At 44.9% G+C, this 24,817-nt stretch carries 14 protein-coding genes, 2 tRNA genes, 3 rRNA genes and 1 other annotated feature; of the genes, 10 read left to right on the top strand and 9 right to left on the bottom strand.

Going from position 1 to position 24,817, the window contains the following annotated elements; genetic code table 11:
* Nucleotides 1-10 precede the first annotated feature (10 nt).
* The 5 genes from B0X70_RS06420 (at nucleotide 11) to emrB (ending at nucleotide 4,736) form a co-directional block, all read left to right on the top strand.
* Nucleotides 11-769 carry an AzlC family ABC transporter permease gene (locus B0X70_RS06420; RefSeq protein WP_036813302.1) on the top strand — a complete coding sequence of 253 codons (759 nt, stop codon included), beginning with the start codon at nucleotides 11-13 and terminating at the stop codon, nucleotides 767-769.
* Nucleotides 766-1,104, top strand: coding sequence for an L-valine transporter subunit YgaH (gene ygaH / locus B0X70_RS06415; RefSeq protein ID WP_418889054.1), 339 nt, complete (start codon nucleotides 766-768; stop codon nucleotides 1,102-1,104). Before B0X70_RS06420 ends, ygaH begins: the two co-directional genes overlap by 4 nt.
* Nucleotides 1,105-1,233: 129 nt before the next feature.
* Nucleotides 1,234-1,761, top strand: coding sequence for a transcriptional repressor MprA (mprA, locus tag B0X70_RS06410; RefSeq protein WP_036776777.1), 528 nt, complete (start codon nucleotides 1,234-1,236; stop codon nucleotides 1,759-1,761).
* Between the two features lie 234 nt (nucleotides 1,762-1,995).
* On the top strand, nucleotides 1,996-3,180 hold the full coding sequence (gene emrA, locus B0X70_RS06405; RefSeq protein WP_217471154.1) for a multidrug efflux MFS transporter periplasmic adaptor subunit EmrA: 1,185 nt from the start codon (nucleotides 1,996-1,998) through the stop codon (nucleotides 3,178-3,180).
* 14 nt (nucleotides 3,181-3,194) lie between these two features.
* Entirely contained in the window at nucleotides 3,195-4,736 is a 1,542-nt protein-coding gene (gene emrB, locus B0X70_RS06400; protein WP_036776786.1) for a multidrug efflux MFS transporter permease subunit EmrB, read from the top strand.
* Between the two features lie 45 nt (nucleotides 4,737-4,781).
* Here emrB and B0X70_RS06395 read toward each other — a convergent pair whose 3' ends face one another.
* A complete protein-coding gene (locus tag B0X70_RS06395; RefSeq protein ID WP_214040018.1) occupies nucleotides 4,782-5,798 on the bottom strand; it encodes a tRNA/rRNA methyltransferase in 1,017 nt (338 codons plus the stop codon).
* A 321-nt stretch (nucleotides 5,799-6,119) separates the two neighbouring features.
* Between B0X70_RS06395 and B0X70_RS06390 the strand changes: the two genes are divergently transcribed.
* Both B0X70_RS06390 and pssA read left to right on the top strand, forming a co-directional pair.
* Nucleotides 6,120-8,762, top strand: coding sequence for a bifunctional acetate--CoA ligase family protein/GNAT family N-acetyltransferase (locus tag B0X70_RS06390; protein ID WP_217471153.1), 2,643 nt, complete (start codon nucleotides 6,120-6,122; stop codon nucleotides 8,760-8,762).
* 163 nt (nucleotides 8,763-8,925) lie between these two features.
* Nucleotides 8,926-10,281, top strand: a complete 1,356-nt coding sequence (gene pssA, locus B0X70_RS06385) for a CDP-diacylglycerol--serine O-phosphatidyltransferase (protein ID WP_217471152.1) — start codon at nucleotides 8,926-8,928, stop codon at nucleotides 10,279-10,281.
* Between the two features lie 1,082 nt (nucleotides 10,282-11,363).
* On the opposite strand, the gene rrf is transcribed toward pssA, so the two are convergent.
* From rrf to rluD, 8 genes are all read right to left on the bottom strand, one after another.
* A 5S ribosomal RNA gene (gene rrf, locus B0X70_RS06380) occupies nucleotides 11,364-11,479 on the bottom strand.
* A gap of 146 nt (nucleotides 11,480-11,625) precedes the next feature.
* Nucleotides 11,626-14,678 (bottom strand): 23S ribosomal RNA (locus B0X70_RS06375).
* Nucleotides 14,679-14,846: 168 nt separating this feature from the next.
* Nucleotides 14,847-14,922, bottom strand: a tRNA-Ala gene (locus B0X70_RS06370).
* Nucleotides 14,923-15,053: 131 nt separating this feature from the next.
* Nucleotides 15,054-15,130, bottom strand: a tRNA-Ile gene (locus B0X70_RS06365).
* 68 nt (nucleotides 15,131-15,198) lie between these two features.
* Nucleotides 15,199-16,744: ribosomal RNA gene (locus tag B0X70_RS06360) — 16S ribosomal RNA — on the bottom strand.
* Together the 16S, 23S and 5S rRNA genes with 2 tRNA genes alongside form the textbook arrangement of a ribosomal RNA operon.
* Before the next feature lie 455 nt (nucleotides 16,745-17,199).
* Nucleotides 17,200-19,773 carry an ATP-dependent chaperone ClpB gene (gene clpB / locus B0X70_RS06355; RefSeq protein ID WP_217471151.1) on the bottom strand — a complete coding sequence of 858 codons (2,574 nt, stop codon included), beginning with the start codon at nucleotides 19,771-19,773 and terminating at the stop codon, nucleotides 17,200-17,202.
* Between the two features lie 133 nt (nucleotides 19,774-19,906).
* Nucleotides 19,907-20,638, bottom strand: coding sequence for a purine nucleoside phosphorylase YfiH (yfiH, locus tag B0X70_RS06350; protein ID WP_046395556.1), 732 nt, complete (start codon nucleotides 20,636-20,638; stop codon nucleotides 19,907-19,909).
* A complete protein-coding gene (gene rluD / locus B0X70_RS06345; protein WP_046395557.1) occupies nucleotides 20,639-21,616 on the bottom strand; it encodes a 23S rRNA pseudouridine(1911/1915/1917) synthase RluD in 978 nt (325 codons plus the stop codon). It abuts the gene before it with no gap.
* 137 nt (nucleotides 21,617-21,753) lie between these two features.
* Between rluD and bamD the strand changes: the two genes are divergently transcribed.
* From bamD to pheA, 3 genes are all read left to right on the top strand, one after another.
* Nucleotides 21,754-22,485 (top strand): outer membrane protein assembly factor BamD, encoded by a 732-nt coding sequence (bamD, locus tag B0X70_RS06340; protein ID WP_214069787.1) that lies wholly within the window; start codon nucleotides 21,754-21,756, stop codon nucleotides 22,483-22,485.
* Nucleotides 22,486-22,769: 284 nt separating this feature from the next.
* Nucleotides 22,770-23,132 (top strand): ribosome-associated translation inhibitor RaiA, encoded by a 363-nt coding sequence (gene raiA, locus B0X70_RS06335; protein ID WP_036782348.1) that lies wholly within the window; start codon nucleotides 22,770-22,772, stop codon nucleotides 23,130-23,132.
* Between the two features lie 198 nt (nucleotides 23,133-23,330).
* Nucleotides 23,331-23,450: a sequence feature (Phe leader region), on the top strand.
* 55 nt (nucleotides 23,451-23,505) lie between these two features.
* Nucleotides 23,506-24,663 carry a bifunctional chorismate mutase/prephenate dehydratase gene (gene pheA / locus B0X70_RS06330; RefSeq protein WP_036782318.1) on the top strand — a complete coding sequence of 386 codons (1,158 nt, stop codon included), beginning with the start codon at nucleotides 23,506-23,508 and terminating at the stop codon, nucleotides 24,661-24,663.
* Nucleotides 24,664-24,817 lie beyond the last annotated feature (154 nt).

Genomic DNA, 24,817 nt, shown 5'->3' with positions numbered 1-24,817 from the left:
GATGGATTTTATGCCTGTTTCTGATACATCATCCCCCTTAACCAGTAAAAAATCTTCTTTTACTGAAGGAATAATAGACAGTTTACCTATTGTCATCGGTTACATTCCCGTAGCCTTTGCTTTTGGTCTCAATGCTGTAAAACTTGGCTTCAACCCAATAGAAGCCATCTTCTTTTCATGCATCATCTACGCCGGTGCAAGTCAATTTGTCATCACAGCTTTATTAAGCGCAGGCACATCACTCTGGATCTCTGCCCTAACAATCATAGCAATGGATGTTCGCCATGTTCTTTATGGCCCATCTTTAAGGCACCGTATCAAAGATAAGTTAACGGAGAAAAAAACTGTTATCTGGGCTTTTGGTCTGACAGATGAAGTTTTTGCCGCCGCTACTGCAAAACTTATTAAGAACCAACGGAGCTGGAGTGAAAACTGGATGGTTGCTATTGCGATCTGTTCCTGGCTGGCTTGGGTCGTAGGTACCGCAGCCGGGGCATTTCTTGGTAACGGTTATTTGGAGTCCTACCCTGCCGTAGAAGCTGCCATGATTTTCATGTTGCCAGCACTGTTTCTCAGTTTTCTTCTTGCTTCTTGCAGAAAGCAAAATAGTTATTGTGTTGCAACCGCGCTAACCGGGGCACTGTTGGGAATTACATTTTTTTCAATTCCAGTTGCTATTCTGGCAGGTATTGTCGGTGGCTGTATCGCAGCACTGTTACAACCGCAAAATAGTTGCGATGATTCTTGTGAACAAAAGGAAACACCATGATTGACAGCAAGATTTTGCTTATTGGGCTATTTGTTGGGTTAACTAACTTTTCGTTTCGCTATCTGCCACTGCGGTTTGGGAAAGCACGCCAATCTGCCGGCAGGAAAGGTGGAAAAACAAGCATTATTCTTGACAGTATTGGCATTGCATCCATTTGTTCTTTACTCATCGTATCGGGTGTACCTGATGTGATGAGAGAGAGTCAAAAACTATTTCCGACCCTCATCGGCTGTCTGGCCATCTGCTTAATCTTTTACAAAACAAGGAAAATTATACTCGCAACGTTATTCGGCGCACTGCTTTTTGGACTAACATTCAAAATATTTATGAATTAGGTATCAATATCAAAAGAAATATGATGATAACAAATAACTACAATTGCTAAATTTATCTTTTAATATACCATTTGGATGTTTGATAACAAAAGTTATCTTACCAGTTGAAACTAATAAGGTATCTAAATAATGGAAAGTTCGTTTACGCCTACCGAAGAATTACTGAATATTCGTGCAGCACAGCAAGCCAAATTAAATAAAGATATCCCTTATCAAGAGATCCTGTTGACTAGGTTATCAATGCACGTCCAAAGTAAATTGCTTGAAAACCGTAATAATATGCTGAAAGCCCAGGGAATCAACGAGACTTTGTTCATGGCCCTGATGATCCTTGATACTAAGGAAAGCCACAGCATTCAGCCATCAGAATTAAGTGCCGCATTGGGTTCTTCCCGTACTAATGCCACTCGTATTGCTGATGAATTAGAGAAACAGGAATGGATTGAAAGAAAGGAAAGTCATAACGACCGCCGTTGCCTTCATCTTCATCTGACAGAACAAGGTACAAAATTTTTAAATAGTTTGCTTCCACCTCAACATGATTGCCTGAGAAGACTTTGGTCATGTCTTGACCAGGAGGAACAAAAACAGTTAGAAAAGTTAATGAGAAAATTACTGGTCAGACTTGATACAATGGGCGATTGTATCAAAAAATAGCTTGTTGTTTAATCGATCAATTTTTGATCAAACAATACTTTCTTGGTCAAATTGTTCGAAAAAATTTTCCTGTTAGCTAAGATGATATTTTCTGCAAAAAGCTAACTATTATTCTTCGATAACATTGGATCCTGTGTCGTTCACCTTTCCAGTAGCGATGATATAGCGCTACTGGAAGGTGATCTGAAAAAAATAGTATTACTAGAAGATAAATAACAAGCATGGGGATTTACTATGAGCGCAAATGAGGAAATAGAAGTACAAGCGGCACAAGATCCAAACAGTAGCAAAAAAAGGCAACGCAGTCGTGCCTTAGTGTTACTAGCCCTTGTCTTCGCCCTGCTCGGTGTTGCCTACTTTTTCTATTGGTTTCTCATTTTACGCCACCACCAAGAAACAGATAACGCCTACGTTACAGGTAATCAAGTTCAAATCATGTCGCAAGTTGCTGGCAGTGTAATCACAGTTAACTTTGATAATACTGACTTTGTGAAAAGCGGTAGTGTATTGGTACAACTCGATCCCCGTGATGCAGAATTAGCATTAGAAAAAGCAAAAACAGCATTAGCCAACAGTGTTCGCCAAACACATCAACAGATAGTTAACAGTAAACAGTATCAGGCTAACATCGCTCTACGCAGATCCGAATTAACCAAAGTTCGAAATGATCTTAGCCGTCGTGAAATACTTAGCGTTCAAAAAGTCATTGGCAAAGAAGAATTGCAACATGCACAGGAAGCCGTCGCCAGTGCCCAAGCCGCGCTGGATATGGCTATCGAACAATATAACGCTAATCAAGCAATTGTTCTGAATACGCCTCTAGAGAAACAACCTACCGTTGAACAAGCTGCAACGGAAGTCCGTAATGCCTGGCTAGCACTACAACGCACGAAAATAGTCAGCCCAATTGATGGCTATGTCTCACGCCGTAGTGTACAAGTTGGTGCTCAAATTAATAAAAATACGCCACTAATGGCGATAGTTTCGGCAAACGATATGTGGATCGAAGCTAACTTCAAAGAGACGCAAATTTCTGGTATGCGCATTGGTCAACCCGTGGAAATCACCAGCGATTTCTATGGTGGGAGCAAAGTATTTAGCGGCAAAATTACTGGCCTTGATATGGGTACCGGCAGCGCCTTCTCTTTATTACCCGCTCAGAACGCCAGTGGCAATTGGATTAAGGTTGTACAACGTTTACCCATCCGCATTGAGTTTGATCCTAGGCAATTAGAAAAATACCCATTACGCATCGGCCTCTCGACTAAAGTCAGAGTAGATACTACAAATCCTGACGGCCCCGTTCTGTCTGATAAAACACGCACTAAATCGGCTTATCACACCACGGCTCTGGCAATAGATATGTCTCCTGCCAATAAGATAGTTAATGACATTATTAATAGTAATGCTGGGAAATAATACCGGAGGCCAAGGTGATAAGACAGCCGCTTACAGGTGCCAAACTTGCATGGATGACCATTGCGTTATCCTTGGCAACATTCATGCAAGTGTTGGATTCCACCATTGCTAACGTAGCGATACCCACTATTTCAGGTAATCTGGGATCATCAAATTCTCAAGGGATCTGGGTAATTACTTCTTTCGGCGTTGCCAATGCGATATCCATCCCGATTACTGGATGGCTGGCAAAACGCATCGGCGAAGTTAAATTATTCATCTGGTCAACCGCACTATTCTCCATCGCTTCCTGGCTATGCGGTATTTCCAACAGTCTTAACATGCTAATCTTCTTTCGGGTTATTCAAGGATTAGTTGCAGGTCCTCTTATCCCTCTTTCACAAAGCCTACTTCTGAACAATTATCCACCAGCCAAAGGAAATATGGCATTGGCGTTATGGTCACTCACGATTATTGTCGCGCCGATTTTTGGCCCTATTCTGGGTGGTTACATCAGTGATAACTACCATTGGGGATGGATTTTCTTTATCAACGTTCCTGTTGGTATAGCGATTATTCTGATTGCTATGCAAACGCTGAAAGGGCGTGAAACTCAAACAGAGATCAAACCTATCGACACAATAGGACTGATGTTGTTGGTTGTCGGCGTTGGTTGTTTACAAATCATGCTAGATCAGGGTAAAGAGCTAGACTGGTTTAATTCTACAGAAATTATCATCTTGGCGGTTATCGCAATCATCTCATTAGCATTTTTGGTGGTATGGGAATTGACCGATGATAACCCGATTATCGACCTATCACTGTTCAAAGAACGTAATTTTACAATTGGCTGCTTCTGTTTGAGCTTAGCTTATATGCTCTATTTCGGCACAATTGTGTTATTACCTCAGTTACTACAGGAGGTGTTCGGTTATACAGCAACCTGGTCAGGTCTTGCATCAGCACCGGTAGGATTATTGCCACTCATCATTTCTCCACTGATTGGTAAATTCAGCAATAGAGCAGATATGCGCTACATAGTGACGTTCAGCTTTGTTGTTTATGCCATCTGCTATTACTGGCGTGCATATACATTCGAACCAGGCATGGATTTTGCCGCAGTCGCATGGCCTCAGTTTATCCAGGGGTTTGCTATTGCCTGTTTCTTTATGCCACTCACAACCATTACCCTTTCTGGCTTACCGGCAGGGCGAGTGGCATCCGCATCCAGCCTATCGAATTTTATCCGAACATTGGCAGGTTCAGTAGGAACATCACTAACAACAACCATGTGGACCCAACGGGAATCAATGCATCATTCCCATTTTACCGAACACATCAACCCTTATAGCCCCGACACTCAACAGATTTATCAACAATTATCGGAATCGGGAATGAGTAACCAACAAATTCCCGCTTATCTGGCAAAAGAGATCACCCATCAAGGGCTCATAATTTCAGCGAATGAAATTTTCTGGCTCTCCGCCAGCGTATTCCTGATATTAATCGTACTCGTGTGGTTTGCGAAACCACCATTCACACAAGGAAGTAAAGAGAATATTGGCGGAGCGCACTAAATCTTAATAGCAAAGCGGGGAACATTACATTCCCCGCTTTTCCTATCAAACTTTATTCTGTCGCCACCATTCAGCCAGCATAATGCCAGTTGCAACAGAAACGTTCAGACTTTCGACTAAACCCGTGCCGCCAACAAACAAACTCATATCACCATGTTTCCAAGCACTGTCACTCAAACCATCACGTTCCTGACCAAGAACCAGAACCATTTTTTCCGGTAATTCAGCTTTGGCTAAATCGGTACTACCTTTATGGCTGGATGTCGTTACAATGGTGTAACCCGCTTGACGAAATTTATTCAATGTGGTGAGCAAGCTATCAGCATCAATACCTTTAATATGCTCAGCGCCACCTTCTGCTGTACGAATAGCCGCCCCCGACTCCAACAAGGCCACATCGTGCAAAATCACCCCTTGCACACCGAAATGCGCACAGCTTCGCATAATAGCGCCAAGGTTGTGAGGATTACCCACATCTTCAAGAGCCAAAACACAATCTTTTACTGGAGCATCTTTCAGGTAGGTCTCTGCATCCAAGCCGTTACGTTTCTTAATCAGAAAACAAACACCACCATGATGTTCAGTACCTGACACTTTTGTCAGTTCAGCTTCATCCACAACATGATAGGCTTTACGGTTAGCAGCCATCCATTTCAGCGCATTGCGGAAACGTGGTGTCACTGACTCAACAAACCATGCACGCACTATCGCTTCAGAACGGTTTTTAAACATCGCCTGACAAGCATTTTCACCATAAATCCGGGTTTCTTCCATGCGCTGACGACGGAGCTGTTCAGGATCAATCTGGCTTTTCCCACTGATACCACCATGCTCTGATGGTAAAGAATCACTCTCAGGGCGTGACACTGTTTTCCAAGGCGATCTTTCACGCTCATTGACACGCGGAGAACGGGATGTGCGCTCACCGTCCCGACGACGCTGACCTTGATCGCGCCCTTTGCCAGACGGACGTTTGTTATTGCTGCGGCTGTCATTATCGCCCTCACTGCGGACATACATCACTTTGACTTTGCCATTTTTACCACTGTATGAATCGTTCATTTGTTTCTCCAACTGCTTTATGGCGCGAAGATTACCTGATGTGCGCATCTTAAGCTACCTCTGACAACCATAATCCAATAAAATGCGTCCTTAATTTTCCTGCTTTCGGCGAGGCATGCCGTACTTGCCACGAAGAGCACAGTCAAGCTACCTGTTGAAACAGACACCCACCGAAGATATTCAAGCTACAGCCTGGGACCATTTTGGAACAAGCTGGCAATTTAATTGCTTCTCAGCAACTGCATCCGATAACGTAAGTCACAGCAATGATTTGCGAAATCAGCTACAGTTATCAATTAACCACAAATAAGGAGCCTCCTGATGAGCCAGCGCGGACTTGAAGCTTTATTACGCCCTAAATCCATTGCTGTAATTGGCGCCTCAGAAAAACCAGAACGAGCGGGTTCAGTTATGATGCGCAACCTACTCGCAGGAGGCTTTGCCGGGCCAATACTACCGGTAACCCCCAATAGTCGTTCTGTTCAAGGGGTTTTCGCTTACCCTTCAATAGATAAATTACCAATCACACCAGATTTAGCCATTATCTGTACTCATCACCACCGCAATTTGCCATGCCTGGAACAACTGGGGCAATTAGGTTGCAAGACAGTGATTATTCTTTCTTCGCCAAAGCCTCAATTTCCTGAACTAAAACAGTGTTGCCTGCGCTATAGCATCCGACTACTAGGACCAAACAGTTTGGGACTACTGGCCCCCTGGCAAGGGCTGAATGCCAGCTTTTCTCCGATTCCAATTCTCAAAGGGAAATTAGCCTTTATTTCTCAATCTGCGGCAGTCTCAAATACAATTCTTGACTGGGCGCAACATCGGGGAGTCGGATTTTCCTACTTTATCGCGTTAGGTGACAGTGTAGATATCGATATTGATCATCTGCTCGATTTTCTGGCTCGTGACAGTAAAACCAGCGCTATCTTGCTCTATGTAGAACATATCCATGACGCTCGTCGCTTTCTTTCTGCATCCAGAAGCGCTTCCCGCAATAAACCTATTTTGGTGGTCAAAAGCGGCCGTACCAAGCGAGCACAGAAATTACTTGGTGAACAACAAAATCTGGATGCAGCTTATGATGCAGCAATTCAGCGAGCCGGATTATTACGCGTGCAAGATACGCATGAAATGTTTTCTGCTGTAGAAACCCTAAGCCATATGTCGCCTTTACGGGGAGAACGACTATTTATCGTCAGCAATGGTGCTGCTCCAACCGCAATGGCGCTGGATGAGTTATTCCGCCGTAACGGTAAGCTCGCAATATTAGGTGAAGAGACAACGAAAGCATTAAAAACACAATTACCAGAAACTATCTCCCTACATAATCCGCTGGATTTAAGAGATGACTCCACGGTGGACCGCTATATTGCTACGTTAAAACCGTTACTAGACAGCCACGACCATGATGCCCTGTTGCTCATCCATTCTCCTAGCGCAATTGCCCCCGGTATTCAAACCGCCACCAAAGTCATTGAAACAATCCGTAAACACCCAAGGGGAAAATGGCTAACTATTTTTACCAATTGGTGCGGTGAATACTCTTCTCAAGAAGCCCGCCGCCTATTCAGTGAAGCAGGTATTCCAACTTATCGCACCCCTGAAGGGGCAATTACTGCTTTCATGCACATGGTGGAATATCGTCGCAATCAAAAACAATTAACAGAAACACCCGCTCTACCAGCAAACATCACCGCTAATACTGCACGTGCCCATCAATGCATACAACAAGCGCTGGAACAAGGAAACTCTCGTCTAGATACCCATGAAGTTCAACCTATTCTGGCAGCCTATGGCCTCAATACATTGCCAACATGGATTGCTTATAACAGTGATGAAGCAGTCAATATTGCCCAACAGATCGGTTATCCTGTCGCTCTGAAATTACGCTCGCCAGATATCCCGCATAAATCAGAAGTTCAGGGGGTTATGCTCTATTTGCGAAATGCAAATGAGGTCAAGGCTTCTGCTCAAGCGATTATCGAACGTGTCAATCAAAATTTCCCACACGCAAGAATTCAAGGACTGTTAGTTCAAAGCATGGCAAACCGTGCCGGCGCACAAGAGCTACGTATTGCCGTAGAACAAGATGAAGTATTTGGCCCACTGATTATGTTAGGTGAAGGCGGTATTGAGTGGTCGCAGGAAACACAAGTAGCCGTCGCGTTGCCGCCACTCAATATGGCATTAGCGCGATATCTGGTTATTCAAGCGATTAAAAGTAGAAAAATTAAGCTCAAGGGCGCTCCCCAATCATTAGACATACTAGCACTCAGCCGACTGTTAGTTCAGGTATCTAATCTGTTACTTGATTGCCCGCAAATTGTACGACTAGATATTCATCCGTTACTGGCTTCTGGAGACGAATTCACATTATTAGATGTTTCAATGGAATTATCTTCAATAGAAGGTGATCCACGAACCAGATTAGCTATCCGTCCATATCCAGGCGAATTAGAAGAAATGATAAGACTCAAAGGAGGTGCTGAATGCCTGCTACGCCCGATTTTGCCAGAAGATGAACCGTTGCTGAAAGATTTTATCGGCCAGGTTACTAAAGAAGATCTCTATTACCGTTACTTTAGTGAAATCAGTGAATTCACACATGATGATCTGGCAAATATGACTCAAATTGATTACGACCGCGAAATGGCATTTGTTGCCGTACGACATCCTAAAACGACTCCGGAAATTATCGGGGTTACTCGTGCCATAGCCGATCCTGATAATGTCGAAGCAGAATTCGCTGTGCTAGTGCGTTCTGACTTAAAAGGGATTACCCTTGGATATCAGCTTATGATAAAACTGATTAACTATACGCGAGAACATGGCATAAACCGCCTAAATGCTATCACCATGCCAGAAAACCGTACTATGATAAAACTGGCTAAAAAACTGGGATTTACCATAGATGTTCAATTTGAGGATAGCATTGTAAACTTATCCCTCGAACTTTAAATCAACTTCGTGATGAATCGCACAGACTTGAATCATTAGGCATTAGAGCGTTAAATCATGCTCACAATTAGCCAGACTAATGGTATTATCGCCAGATCATTTGATTCATTGCTTTACATAGTAGTCTTTTAGCCATCCAACATAAGAGAAAAAGCGCACTGTGATGTTGTCTAAATTCAAACAAGCTAAACATCAACAACACCTTGCACAACTGCCTAAGCTACCTCAGTCAGTTGCTGATGTTAAAACACTTTATCAACCTGAAGTGTTCCGCAGCACCCTGCTGGAAAAAATTGCTAACGCTGAAAAACATATTTATATCATCTCCCTCTATCTGGAAAATGATGATGCAGGGAGAGATATCCTGAATGCACTTTATACAGCTAAACAACAACGTCCGGACTTGGACATTAAAGTGCTCGTTGACTGGCATCGGGCACAACGTGGACGAATTGGCGCCGCTGCAATGGTAACGAATGCCGATTGGTATTGTTCTATGGCAGAAGCTTATCCCGATGTGAAAATTCCAGTACTAGGTGTGCCTGTAAATACCCGCGAAGCACTGGGTGTTTTACATTTAAAAGGGTTTATCTTTGACGATACTGTGATTTATAGCGGAGCAAGCATTAATGACGTTTATCTCCACCAACATGATAAATATCGTTATGATCGCTACCATTTGCTTCACAATGCAGAACTTGCAGAAGCAATGAAACACTTTGTTGATAGTTACATTATCGCTACAGGAGCGGTACAGAAACTGGATTGTAAGGATCGTCCTCGTATTCCTGAAATTAAAAACCTGATCCGTCAATTACGTTTTTCTTTGAGGCACACGACCTATAAAATAAATAACCAGGCAACGAATAATGAACTATCTGTCACTCCACTTGCCGGTCTGGGAAAGAAAAATCTACTAAATAAAACCATTAGCCATCTGATCGCCAGCACAGAACAAAAACTGATTATTTGTACTCCGTATTTTAATCTTCCAGCTATCATTGTTCGGCGGATTGTTAATCTACTCCGTAAAGGTAAACACGTGGAAATTATTGTTGGCGATAAAACTGCTAACGATTTTTATATTCCACCGGAAGAGCCATTTAAAATTATCGGCGCATTACCCTATTTATATGAAATCAATCTGCGCCGTTTCATCAGCAGACTACAGCGTTATGTTGACAACAATCAACTGACGATCAGGTTATGGAAAGATGGTGATAATAGCTACCACCTAAAAGGTGTGTGGGTGGATAATCAATGGCAATTGATTACAGGAAATAATCTCAATCCTCGTGCCTGGGGACTAGATTTAGAAAATGCTATTCTTATCCACGATCCTCATAAAGAAATGCAGGAGCAACGTACAGAAGAACTGCACTGTATCCGTACTTATACTACGGTTGTCAGTAATTATCAGGAATTGGACAGCATCCAGCTTTACCCAGTCAAAGTACGTAAACTTATCCGCCGTTTACGCCGTATCCGGGTAGACAGACTGATTAGTCGTATTCTGTAATTGAATCGATAAAGCGAATTATCTTTTCTAAATCAAATCTCCTGATATTGAATATATTTCGGGAGATTTTTTACCATCGAATTTTAATTTGATAAATTTCAATTTTCATTTATAACAAAATTTTATCGAATCATAATTCTCTAATGTTCTCTTTAGAAATATTAATATAGCAGGTCACATATACCTTATTAATCATATACTATTTTAAAGCCTCATATATTATACAATAAGGATAGTGGTTTTTAACAAATTAAGAGAACATAGCACCCCCTCTTTTCAGCTTTATTCCCAATATCTGATAAAAATAAAACTCAAATAATGAAATTTATTTTCGATACTTAAATACCCGGCACGACTTCAAAAAATAGCTTTTCATAATGATGTTTTAATTTCAATTAAATATTATACTCCAAAGAATATAGCCTTTTAGGGCAAGAAATTCATAGGAACAGATATATTTAAAAAAACCATCGATGTAATCCCATTTTGAAATATTATTTATTCCTAAATAACTATAACGAACAGCTAAAATTAAATATCACCATTCAGTTAATAAATATATTTCTGAAATATTACTTTACTTGCTTATATGCTTCGACTTTGATCTTATGGATACTCATCGTCAGAATGTTGAAGACATTAACCAGAAACATGGAAAATCTCATTAACTCACTACAGGTTATTTAAGCAGAGTTTTTACGGCGTATGAGACAAAATCCCAAAAAAATCTCAACGATTATGGGAAGAACAACAACTTATATCATCTAAGAAGCATGAAAAAAACTTTGTCTCAAGGCAAATTCCGGTCAGGGGGAAACAACGATGTACCGCTAAATACAAAACTGCCCACTATTAAGCGGGCAGTATGACAACTTTATAAATCTCATCGGCTTACAAACAACTCTTTAACCGTTCGCTTTGCCGACCGTCTCGACTCGCGACGTTCAAATCCGTTCCCGACAGAGTTTGTCCTATATAATGCGGAGAGACACAGTAACCAGGCAATATAAGCAAACAAAATGAGATATGCCTTAATACGCAAAAACCCCCAGCTTACGCTGAGGGTTTCCACTGTATTTAAAGCCTGGCAGTGTCCTACTCTCACATGGGGAGACCCCACACTACCATCGGCGCTACGGCGTTTCACTGCTGAGTTCGGCATGGGGTCAGGTGGGACCACCGCGCTATCGCCGCCAGGCATATTCCGTTTTATTCCAACCCTTGTCTGACTCTAAAGTCACCACAACCATTGGAACCAATCTCTGAACAAGCTGAAATCTGTCTCTCTTCTGTCTTCCGACTTCTGTTTGCTGTCTTCTGACACCAAAACCCCTTCGGCGTTGTAAGGTTAAGCCGCTCGGTTCATTAGTACTGGTCAGCTCAACGCATCGCTGCGCTTACACACCCAGCCTATCCACGTCTTCGTCTTAAACGTTCCTTCCGTGACTAAAGTCAAGGGAAGACTCATCTCAAGGCAAGTTTCCCGCTTAGATGCTTTCAGCGGTTATCTCTCCCGCACTTAGCTACCGGGCGATGCCATTGGCATGACAACCCGTACACCAGCGGTGCGTCCACTCCGGTCCTCTCGTACTAGGAGCAGCCCCTTTCAATCTTCCTGCGCCCACGGCAGATAGGGACCGAACTGTCTCACGACGTTCTAAACCCAGCTCGCGTACCACTTTAAATGGCGAACAGCCATACCCTTGGGACCTACTTCAGCCCCAGGATGTGATGAGCCGACATCGAGGTGCCAAACACCGCCGTCGATATGAACTCTTGGGCGGTATCAGCCTGTTATCCCCGGAGTACCTTTTATCCGTTGAGCGATGGCCCTTCCATTCAGAACCACCGGATCACTAAGACCTACTTTCGTACCTGCTCGAGCCGTCACTCTCGCAGTTAAGCTGGCTTATGCCTTTGCACTAACCTCACGATGTCCGACCGTGATTAGCCAACCTTCGTGCTCCTCCGTTACGCTTTGGGAGGAGACCGCCCCAGTCAAACTACCCGCCAGACACTGTCCTCAACCCGGATAACGGGCTTAAGTGAGAACATCGAGCATTCAAGGGTGGTATTTCAAGGATGGCTCCATGCAGACTGGCGTCCGCACTTCCAGGCCTCCCACCTATCCTACACATCAAGGCTCCATGTTCAGTGTCAAGCTATAGTAAAGGTTCACGGGGTCTTTCCGTCTTGCCGCGGGGACACTGCATCTTCACAGCGAGTTCAATTTCACTGAGTCTCGGGTGGAGACAGCCTGGCCATCATTACGCCATTCGTGCAGGTCGGAACTTACCCGACAAGGAATTTCGCTACCTTAGGACCGTTATAGTTACGGCCGCCGTTTACTGGGGCTTCGATCAAGAGCGTCGCCTTGCGGCTAACCCCATCAATTAACCTTCCAGCACCGGGCAGGCGTCACACCGTATACGTCCACTTACGTGTTTGCACAGTGCTGTGTTTTTAATAAACAGTTGCAGCCAGCTGGTCTCTGCGACTGGCTTCGGCTCCGGAGGCAAACTCCTTCACCTACCGCCAGCGTGCCTTCTCCCGAAGTTACGGCACCATTTTGCCTAGTTCCTTCACCCGAGTTCTCTCAAGCGCCTGAGTATGCTCTACCTGACCACCTGTGTCGGTTTGGGGTACGATTCAATGTCACCTGATGCTTAGAGGCTTTTCCTGGAAGCCGGGCATCAGCCACTTCACTGCCGTAGCAGCTCGTCATCACGCCTCAGTGTTACAGAAGAGCGGATTTGCCTGCTCCTCCCACCTACACGCTTAAACCGGGACGACCGTCGCCCGGATGGCCTAGCCTTCTCCGTCCCCCCTTCGCAGTCACATTCAGTACAGGAATATTAACCTGTTTCCCATCAGCTACGCCGTTCGGCCTCGCCTTAGGGGTCGACTCACCCTGCCCCGATTAACGTTGGACAGGAACCCTTGGTCTTCCGGCGAGCGGGTTTTTCACCCGCTTTATCGTTACTTATGTCAGCATTCGCACTTCTGATACCTCCAGCGGGCCTCACAGCGCCACCTTCAACGGCTTACAGAACGCTCCCCTACCCATCCAGAGAACAGACGTCAGAATACAGCTTACAGATGACGTCCCAGTCCGGTCAGCATTTTCGCTATGGCTTCACAGCCACAGACGATTACTATCCAGAACCTGATTAATCAAACCCTTCAAGACATCATTCCGTCCTCTGTCGTCTGAAATCTGTCCTCTGAATGCCGCAGCTTCGGCGCATGGTTTAGCCCCGTTACATCTTCCGCGCAGGCCGACTCGACCAGTGAGCTATTACGCTTTCTTTCAATGATGGCTGCTTCTAAGCCAACATCCTGGCTGTCTGGGCCTTCCCACATCGTTTCCCACTTAACCATGACTTTGGGACCTTAGCTGGCGGTCTGGGTTGTTTCCCTCTTCACGACGGACGTTAGCACCCGCCGTGTGTCTCCCGTGATAACATTCTTCGGTATTCGCAGTTTGCATCGGGTTGGTAAGCCGGGATGGCCCCCTAGCCGAAACAGTGCTCTACCCCCGAAGATGACTTCACGAGGCGCTACCTAAATAGCTTTCGGGGAGAACCAGCTATCTCCCGGTTTGATTGGCCTTTCACCCCCAGCCACAGGTCATCCGCTAATTTTTCAACATTAGTCGGTTCGGTCCTCCAGTTAGTGTTACCCAACCTTCAACCTGCCCATGGCTAGCTCACCGGGTTTCGGGTCTATACCCTGCAACTACTTCGCCCAGTTAAGACTCGGTTTCCCTGCGGCTCCCCTATACGGTTAACCTCGCTACAGAATATAAGTCGCTGACCCATTATACAAAAGGTACGCAGTCACCCTGACGAATCAAGGCTCCCACTGCTTGTACGTACACGGTTTCAGGTTCTCTTTCACTCCCCTCGCCGGGGTTCTTTTCGCCTTTCCCTCACGGTACTGGTTCACTATCGGTCAGTCAGGAGTATTTAGCCTTGGAGGATGGTCCCCCCCTCTTCAGACAGGATTTCTCGTGTCCCGCCTTACTCGTCGAACTCACAGCCATGCCACCTTCGAGTACGGGGCTGTCACCCTCTCTCGCCGGCCTTTCCAGACCGTTCCTCTGATGCCATCGCTGATGCTGGTTCTGGGCTGCTCCCCGTTCGCTCGCCGCTACTGGGGGAATCTCGGTTGATTTCTTTTCCTCGGGGTACTGAGATGTTTCAGTTCCCCCGGTTCGCCTCATTAACCTATGGATTCAGTTAATGATAGTGCAACGCATCGCACTGGGTTTCCCCATTCGGACATCGCCGGTTATGGCGCTTCATATCAGCTTACCGACGCTTTTCGCAGATTAGCGCGTCCTTCATCGCCTCTGACTGCCTAGGCATCCACCGTGTACGCTTATTCGCTTAACCTCACAACCCGAAAAAGTCTCGGATTGTTCAGCTTGAGAGACTCCCCAATAATACCTTGTCGATATTACTGAGTGTTTCAATTTTTCAGCTTGTTCCAGATTGTTAAAGAGCAAAATAATTCGCAGCATACTGTTGCCAATATACTCTGAACTACATTTAGTATGAGTATGGTGGAGCTAAGCGGGATCGAACCGCTGACCTCCTGCGTGCAAGGCAGGCGCTCTCCCAGCTGAGCTATAGCCCCATACAGAAATAGACCGCTATCGCAGAATTTTATACAAACCTTTTCATCACAGCCAGTTTCAACGCGAATCACGCAGTGTGCGCAAGCACATGAGTAATGCAGCGTTTAAAATGGCAAAGAGGAAAAGCGTTTGGTAGGCCTGAGTGGACTTGAACCACCGACCTCACCCTTATCAGGGGTGCGCTCTAACCACCTGAGCTACAAGCCTGTCACGATAACCTATTCTCTTCTTTCATCAGACAATCTGTGTGAGCACTGCACTCAACGCATCTCAGGTAAGGAGGTGATCCAACCGCAGGTTCCCCTACGGTTACCTTGTTACGACTTCACCCCAGTCATGAGCCACAAAGTGGTCAGCGCCCTCCAAAAAGGTTAAGCTACCGACTTCTTTTGCAACCCACTCCCATGGTGTGACGGGCGGTGTGTACAAGGCCCGGGAACGTATTCACCGTAGCATGCTGATCTACGATTACTAGCGATTCCGACTTCATGGAGTCGAGTTGCAGACTCCAATCCGGACTACGACAGACTTTGTGTGTTCCGCTTGCTCTCGCGAGGTCGCTTCACTTTGTATCCGCCATTGTAGCACGTGTGTAGCCCTACTCGTAAGGGCCATGATGACTTGACGTCATCCCCACCTTCCTCCGGTTTATCACCGGCAGTCTCCTTTGAGTTCCCACCTCGACGTGCTGGCAACAAAGGATAAGGGTTGCGCTCGTTGCGGGACTTAACCCAACATTTCACAACACGAGCTGACGACAGCCATGCAGCACCTGTCTCTCAGTTCCCGAAGGCACTTCGCCGTCTCCAGCAAATTCTGAGGATGTCAAGAGTAGGTAAGGTTCTTCGCGTTGCATCGAATTAAACCACATGCTCCACCGCTTGTGCGGGCCCCCGTCAATTCATTTGAGTTTTAACCTTGCGGCCGTACTCCCCAGGCGGTCGATTTAACGCGTTAGCTTCGGAAGCCACAGCTCAGGGCCGCAACCTCCAAATCGACATCGTTTACAGCGTGGACTACCAGGGTATCTAATCCTGTTTGCTCCCCACGCTTTCGCACCTGAGCGTCAGTCTTCGTCCAGGGGGCCGCCTTCGCCACCGGTATTCCTCCACATCTCTACGCATTTCACCGCTACACATGGAATTCTACCCCCCTCTACGAGACTCCAGTCAACCAGTCTTAGATGCCATTCCCAGGTTGAGCCCGGGGATTTCACATCTAACTTAATTGACCGCCTGCGTGCGCTTTACGCCCAGTCATTCCGATTAACGCTTGCACCCTCCGTATTACCGCGGCTGCTGGCACGGAGTTAGCCGGTGCTTCTTCTGCGGGTAACGTCAAAATCCAACTCTGTTCAAGCTAAATCCTTCCTCCCCGCTGAAAGTACTTTACAACCCGAAGGCCTTCTTCATACACGCGGCATGGCTGCATCAGGCTTGCGCCCATTGTGCAATATTCCCCACTGCTGCCTCCCGTAGGAGTCTGGGCCGTGTCTCAGTCCCAGTGTGGCTGGTCATCCTCTCAGACCAGCTAGGGATCGTCGCCTAGGTAGGCCATTACCCTACCTACCAGCTAATCCCATCTGGGTTCATCCGACGGCGTGAGGCCCTTTCAGGTCCCCCACTTTGGTCTTGCGACATTATGCGGTATTAGCCACCGTTTCCAGTGGTTATCCCCCGCCCTCGGGCAGATCCCCAGACATTACTCACCCGTCCGCCGCTCGTCAGCAAAAGCGCAAGCGCTTTCCTGTTACCGCCCGACTTGCATGTGTTAGGCCTGCCGCCAGCGTTCAATCTGAGCCATGATCAAACTCTTCAATTCAAAGCTTGATGCTCAAAGAATTCTGACTAATTAGTTCGTAATGAATTAACTGTTGTTCACTCTTCAAGACTTTAAAACGTATTTTTTTGTGATACGGTCTTGTGAGTGCCCACACAGATTGTCTGATTAATTGTTAAAGAGCAGGCTGAATTAAAATTTAACATTCTCGTTCAGCCGGGCTGCGTATACTACGCTGTTCACCCGCAGAGTCAAGCGCTTATTGGCTTTCTCTCTGCCTGACCTCTCAATCTTTATCAGCGTTGTGTCGGTCAGTGGTGGCGCATTATAGGGAATTCTTTGACGCTGGCAAGCGTTTAATTACAAAAAAAATCCACCCGAACACCAATTAGGCAAAAATAGTGCTAAATTGCGATTTAATGCGCAAAATGATAAAAAAAGAGGCAGTTCCCTGCCCCTTATTTCTCGTTAACCTTACTCTCGCGTTAAATATCAAGTTATTGCTTTGCTACGATATGGCTATTTTCCACATCCAGAGTAACTAGTTTTCCTGGCAATAGTTGGCCGGAAAGTATCTTTTGAGCTAATGGGTTTTCGATTTCCTGCTGGATAGCTCGCTTCAATGGCCGTGCTCCGTAAACAGGATCGAACCCTGCTTCCGCCAACATGTCCAACGCTTGCTGAGTAATCGTCACCTGATAACCACGTTCTTCCAGACGCTTGTACAAACGTTGCAATTGGATATCTGCAATCGCTGATAAGTGATTACGCCCTAATGGATGGAACACAACAGCTTCATCAATACGGTTAATAAATTCAGGTCTGAAATGATGGCTAACAATTCCCATCACCATATCTTTCATTTCACCATAATTCAGATCACCAAAACGCTCTTGGATCATGTCCGACCCAAGATTAGACGTCATGATGACAACCGTGTTGCGGAAATCGACGGTACGACCTTGCCCATCAGTCAACCGACCATCATCCAGCACCTGCAATAAGATATTGAATACATCCGAGTGCGCTTTTTCCACTTCATCAAGCAGAATAACGGAGTAAGGTCGACGGCGAACCGCTTCTGTTAGATAGCCGCCTTCTTCATAACCAACATACCCCGGCGGCGCTCCTACCAACCGTGATACGGTATGTTTTTCCATAAATTCAGACATATCGATACGCACCATTGCATCATCGCTGTCAAACAGGAAATTCGCTAACGCCTTGCACAACTCAGTTTTCCCAACACCGGTTGGACCAAGGAACAAGAATGAACCAATCGGACGATTTGGATCAGCTAATCCAGCACGGCTACGGCGAATCGCATTAGATACTGCATTGACTGCCTCATCCTGACCAATGACACGTTTATGCAGCTCTTGCTCCATGCGCAACAGTTTGTCTTTTTCACTCTCCAGCATTCTGGCAACCGGAATACCTGTCCAACGAGCAAGAATTTCTGCAATTTCCGCATCGGTAACTTTGTTACGAAGCAGTTTCATATGCTTACCTTCAGCTTGTGTGGCTGCGGCAAGCTGTTTTTCCAATCCAGGTATTTTCCCATATTGAATTTCAGACATCTTCGCTAAATCACCACCGCGGCGCGCCTGTTCCAGGCTGATACGGGCATTTTCCAATTCTGCTTTTATGTGCTGAGTACCGGTCAGTGCTGCTTTCTCAGCTTTCCACTCTTCTTCCAGTTCAGAATATTCGCGCTCTTTTACGATCAGCTCTTCATTAAGCATTTCAAGCCGTTTTTTACTGGCATCATCAGACTCTTTTTTCAGCGCCTGCTGTTCCAATTTCAATTGGATAACCCGACGCTCCAGACGGTCCAGCGCTTCCGGTTTTGAATCCATTTGCATACGTAAACTGGCGCCCGCTTCATCGATCAAGTCGATCGCTTTATCCGGCAACATACGGTCTGAGATATAACGGTGAGATAATGTTGCGGCCGCGACAATTGCAGGGTCGGTAATTTGTACATGATGATGTAACTCATAACGTTCTTTCAAACCGCGCAAAATAGCGATAGTGTCTTCCACGGAAGGTTCTGCGACATAGACTTTTTGAAAACGGCGTTCCAGCGCTGCATCTTTTTCAATGTATTGACGATATTCATCCAGTGTTGTTGCCCCAACACAGTGAAGTTCGCCACGGGCCAAGGCTGGTTTTAACATGTTGCCGGCATCCATTGCCCCATCAGCCTTACCCGCTCCAACCATAGTATGCAATTCGTCAATAAACAGAATGACATTGCCCTCCTGCTTGGAAAGGTCGTTCAGCACACCTTTCAAACGTTCCTCGAATTCACCACGATATTTAGCCCCTGCTAATAGCGCTCCCATATCCAGAGAAAGTACGCGCTTATTTTTAAGCCCCTCAGGAACTTCACCATTAATGATTCGTTGAGCAAGCCCCTCAACAATAGCCGTTTTACCAACCCCGGGCTCACCAATTAAGACCGGATTATTTTTGGTACGGCGTTGTAATACCTGAATAGTGCGGCGAATTTCTTCATCACGGCCAATCACCGGATCAAGTTTGCCTTGTTCAGCACGTTCAGTCAGATCAATAGTATATTTTTTCAGGGCTTGGCGTTGATCTTCCGCTCCCTGATTATCAACTTTTTCACCACCACGCATTTGTTCTATTGCCTTAGTGATTTTTTCTTTTGTTGCGCCGACAGCTTTCAATATGTCACTTAATGTGCCACGTTCTTCCAATGCTGCCAGAACAAATAATTCAGAGGAGATAAAATTATCCCCGGCTTTTTGTGCTAATTTGTCGCACAGATTTAAATGGCGAACTAAGTCATTGGATGGTTGCACATCACCACCAACACCCTGTACCCGCGGCAAACGTTCTAAAGCCAGCTCAAGCTGATTGCTGACACGGCCTGCATCGATTCCAATTGACGTTAATAATGGGCGAATAGAGCCACCCTCTTGTTTTAACAGTGAACTCATTAAGTGAATTGGTTCGATGAACTGATTATCATGCCCAAGTGCAAAGGACTGGGCGTCAGCGAGAGCAAGCTGGAATTTATTAGTAAGACGATCCAGACGCATAACACCTCCAATACTGTTCAGAATGTTGCTACTGGAGATTAAATGAGGCCATTCCTCAAATATTCAAGGTTATTCTGAAAAGCAAATTGTGAGATATTCCCTTATGCGCCAACGGATCGCCCTACGGGATAGGTTATATCAGCCAGATTAAAGTTGCCATACGTCCGGTGATCCCATCACGCCGATAAGAGAAAAATTTCTCTTTATTAGTGACAGTACACTCACTCCCGCCAAAAATCGCATTCACACCAACAGATTGCAATTTTAGTTTTGCCAACAAATAGATATCCGCTAAATACTTTTCGCCAAAAGGTATAAAAGCTTGACTCAAATCAGCATGCTGGCTAGTGAACGCTTGCAAAACTTCATTGCCGACTTCAAATTTTTTCGCGCCAATCGCCGGCCCTAACCAAGCTTGGATCTGATGAGGTTTAGCGTTAAATTGAGCGATAGTGTTTTCCAGTACGCCAGCGCATAAACCTCGCCACCCCGCATGGGCAGCCGCAACCTCATCACCGGCAAAACTGCAAAATAGTACAGGCAGGCAATCTGCCGTCATCACAGCACAAACCTGCCCAGGAATATTGGTATAAACAGCGTCAGCTCTCTTATCTTCCAGTGGCTGACCATTAAGTCTCACAACGCGCGTACCATGAACCTGTTCTAACCAGATTGGTTGCTGAGGCAGTTCTGCCATTTCCGCTAAAATATGCCTGTTTTGTTCTACAACATCAGGTTTATCACCAACATGCGTGCCCAGATTCAGGCTATCGTAAGGCGATAAGCTCATTCCCCCTAAACGGGTAGAACTACAGGCTTTTACTGTCGTCGGCCGCGGCCAGTTTGGAAAAATAAGCGAGGTCATTTACCAATCCATTTCGTCTTTAAACGCTTCTGCATCTGTTTTTAATGCCTTAACCAGCATCACCATATCTTCGGGTAATTCAGCGTGCCACTCCATTTCAATGCCGGTTATCGGATGATAAAGGCGCAGCATCGTGGCGTGCAATGCCTGACGATCAAAGTTACGCATTACCTCGCGAAATTCATCAGAAGCCCCTTTCAAAGGACGAGGACGACCGCCATACAAAGGATCGCCTACCAATGGGTGACTGATATGGGCCATGTGAACACGTATCTGGTGTGTTCTGCCTGTTTCCAGTCTGAGGCGCAGACGAGTATGCGCCCTAAAGTGCTCCATTACCCGATAATGGGTAATAGCCGGTTTTCCCATTGGATGCACTGCCATATGCGTTCGTTTTGTTGGATGACGAGAAATGGGCTCTTCAACGATTCCGCCAGCGGTCATACGACCTATCGCCACCGCTTCATATTCACGGGTAATTTCGCGTAGTTGGAGTGATTCGACTAAACGTGTTTGAGCGGGAACCGTTTTAGCAATGACCATCAGCCCTGTCGTATCTTTATCAAGACGGTGAACAATGCCCGCCCGAGGAACATCGGCAATTTCAGGATAGCGATATAACAGCGCATTCAATACCGTACCGTCTGGATTTCCTGCTCCCGGATGAACGACCAAATCACGCGATTTGTTTATGACTAGAATGTCATCATCTTCATAGACAATATTTAACGCAATATTCTGAGGTTCCCAACGCGCATCTTCTTCAATGATGGCATCAATTGCAATTTCTTCACCTCCCAGCACTTTTTCTTTTGGCTTATTGATTAATTTGCCATTAACCTGAACTCTGTCATCCAAGATCCAATCTTTTATGCGTGATCTTGAATAATCAGGGAACAATTCAGCCAAAGCCTGATCTAAACGTTGACCGAGCTGAGATTCGGCGACTGTTGTATTAAGTCGAATTTGTTGTGCCATATATTGTTTCTACACTTACGTTGAGTTTTGACGGCAGAGCCGTTTAATTTAATATAGTGTGCTATTGTAACTCGATCTTTTGCCGGGAGCTTCATGGATAGTCTCCCAGAAAACACTCAGAGGATAATCAACACGTGATGATACGCATAAAATATCTGGTGGCGGCAGCCACATTGAGCCTGGTACTTTCCGGGTGCGCTGGTAATAAAAATGCTGTCCCCGACAGCCCACCCGCGGAAATTTACTCTAAGGGTCAGGAAAAGCTGCAAAAGGGTAGCTATCCAGATGCGATCAAGCAATTGGAAACCCTCGATAATCGCTATCCATTCGGCCCCTATTCACAGCAAGTACAACTCGATCTGATTTATGCTTATTATAAATCCTCTGACTTGCCAATGGCGCTTGCTTCTATTGACCGCTTCATACGCCTGAATCCAACTCACCCCAACATTGATTATGTTCTGTATATGCGAGGATTAACTTCACAAGCCTTAGATAACAGTCTATTGCAGAGTTTCTTCGGCATTGACCGCTCAGATCGTGATCCTGAACACGCCAGGGTAGCATTCAAGGATTTTAGCCAATTAGTACGCTATCATCCTAACAGCCTGTATACCGCCGATGCCATTAAGCGTTTAATGTTTATCAAAGAGCGCCTGGCAAAGTATGAACTTTCTGTGGTGGAATATTATAACAAACGCGGCGCCTATGTCGCGGTGGTAAATCGAGTTGAGCAAATGTTACGTGATTACCCTGATACACAGCCAACTCTCGCAGCATTGCCTTACATGAAAAAAGCTTATACACATTTGGGTTTAACAGCTCAGGCAGATAAAGTAGCAAAACTCATTGCTGCTAATCCTGTATAAAAAAGCAGATGATAAAACAGCGGTTGGCGCCGCTGTTTTATTTTTACTTGTCAAATCCAAAAAAACCGCTTATCCATTAGGAGAATAAAAGACTCAACTTGTCAATAATGTCTCATTAGCTTCAATCCTGCAATAGATATTCTTTGTATTTTTACCATTAATCACAATTACTTCAACTAGTTGCCTCATGTCTAGTTAAACGTGATTTAGATCACCTTTTTCATGAAAAAGAAATGTATTCTGAAATTATTGAAGGTGGATAATCAATAATGAGAGGTAACTATATGATAGTGAATATTACCAGCAAACAAATGGAGATTACCCCGGCAATTCGCAACCACGTAGAAAAACGTCTAAGCAAACTAAATAAATGGCAAGTAAATCTGATAAATCCTCATATTATTCTATCAAAAGGGCCTCAAATTTTTAGGGCTGATGCAACCATAAGTATACCGAATGGTATGCTAGTTGCCGGTGCGAAGCATGAAGATATGTATATTGCTATCAATGAATTATTAACAAAACTGGAGCGTCAATTGAACAAAGTACAGCATAAGGGAGAGGCACGCCGTACTGACAACAGTGTTAAAGAATTAAACCTTAACCTAGAAGCACAACTAGAAACAGAACCAGAAATATCACAATAAAATAACAATGACTTGCCTCTGACGCGTCCAATTTGGACGCGTTTTTTGTTGACAGAAACAACAACATAAGGTTAATTAACGAAAATTACCGTAACCCCTTGTCCAGTGCGGATGGCTGCCGATGAAATGGAAAGCATAATGGAAAGCTTCGCCCGGTTGGACAAAGATCGGTCACATAAACTATGAATATGAGAATATGATGAATACAAACCTGTTTTTCTCTTCTTTCTTTTTTACCTTCCCCTGAGGGAGGCTTTCGTCGTTGAAAAAAGAGTGAGAAGACGAACAGTAAGCCTCCCCATCGGGAGGCTTTTTTCTGTCTATTGCAAACCTATTATTATCAGAATGTGAATAACCCATTAGGAACCCATTTATGGATCAAAATAATTTGCTGAAAATACGGGAAAAAGTCAGCGAACTTGATTTAAAGTTACTGATTTTACTAGCAGAGCGTCGCCAATTAGCTTTTAATATCGCACAAACTAAGTTAAAGGATAATCGCCCTATCAGAGACAAAGATCGCGAACGAGAACTATTAGATGTCCTAATTAAAAAAGGGAAAAACTACGGGCTTGATGGCTTTTATATTTCGCGTCTCTTTCAGATGATCATTGAAGATTCCGTACTCACTCAACAAGCATTATTGCAGCAACACCTAAATCAAACACCCCAAGATTCAGCGCGTATTGCATTCCTCGGTCCTAGAGGCTCCTACTCTCATATCGCAGCCCGCCAATATACCGCACGCCATTTCAATCAATTAATTGAATGTAGCTGTCATAAGTTCCAGGATATCTTCTCCCTGGTTGAAACAGGCCAAGCGGATTACGGAATGTTACCCATTGAAAATACCAGCTCTGGTTCCATCAATGATGTTTATGACTTGTTGCAACATACCAATTTGTCAATTGTGGGAGAAATAACCCTTCCTATTGACCATTGCCTACTCGTTGCAAGAGACACAACGCTATCAGAGATCAAAACGGTTTACAGTCACCCTCAACCATTCCAACAATGTAGCCAATATATTAATCAATTCCCACATTGGAAAATTAAATATTGCGAAAGCACTGCCGCAGCAATGCAAGAAGTCGCTGAACAGAATTCACCAGAAATTGCAGCTTTAGGTAGTGAAGCGGGCGGCGCACTTTATCAGTTACAAGTTCTGGAACAGAATCTAGCCAATCAATCACATAATATTACTCGTTTCATTATTGTTGCCCGTCAGCCTATTGAAGTTGCAGAACAGGTACCGGCCAAAACGACATTTATTATGGCAACCGGACAGCAGGCAGGCGCGCTGGTAGATGCGTTAATGGTGCTGAAAAAACATAATATTATTATGAGTAAACTGGAATCTCGCCCGATTAACGGGAATCCGTGGGAAGAGATGTTTTATATTGATGTCCAAGCTAATATTCGTTCAATTAATATGCAACACGTTCTGAAAGCATTGGCGAAAATCACTCATTCATTAAAGGTATTGGGATGTTATCCAACAGAAAGTGTGGTGCCGGTTAATCCTTCCTGATTAAAAAGAACCGGGTATTAAAATATCCGGTTCAGATTATTGGCTTTCAACATTTTTATTATCAATGAGAAAATTTTTACTGCCTTTAACCTTCGGTTTAAAGGCTTTTTATTTATTTCGTAAACCCCGACTTTCTCAGCTTAAATACGTTTAT

It is taken from the genome of Photorhabdus akhurstii (genome assembly GCF_019090985.1).
GTDB lineage: Bacteria > Pseudomonadota > Gammaproteobacteria > Enterobacterales > Enterobacteriaceae > Photorhabdus > Photorhabdus akhurstii.
Note: the sequence above shows the minus strand (reverse complement) of the source record. Positions and strands in the feature narration are given on the sequence as shown.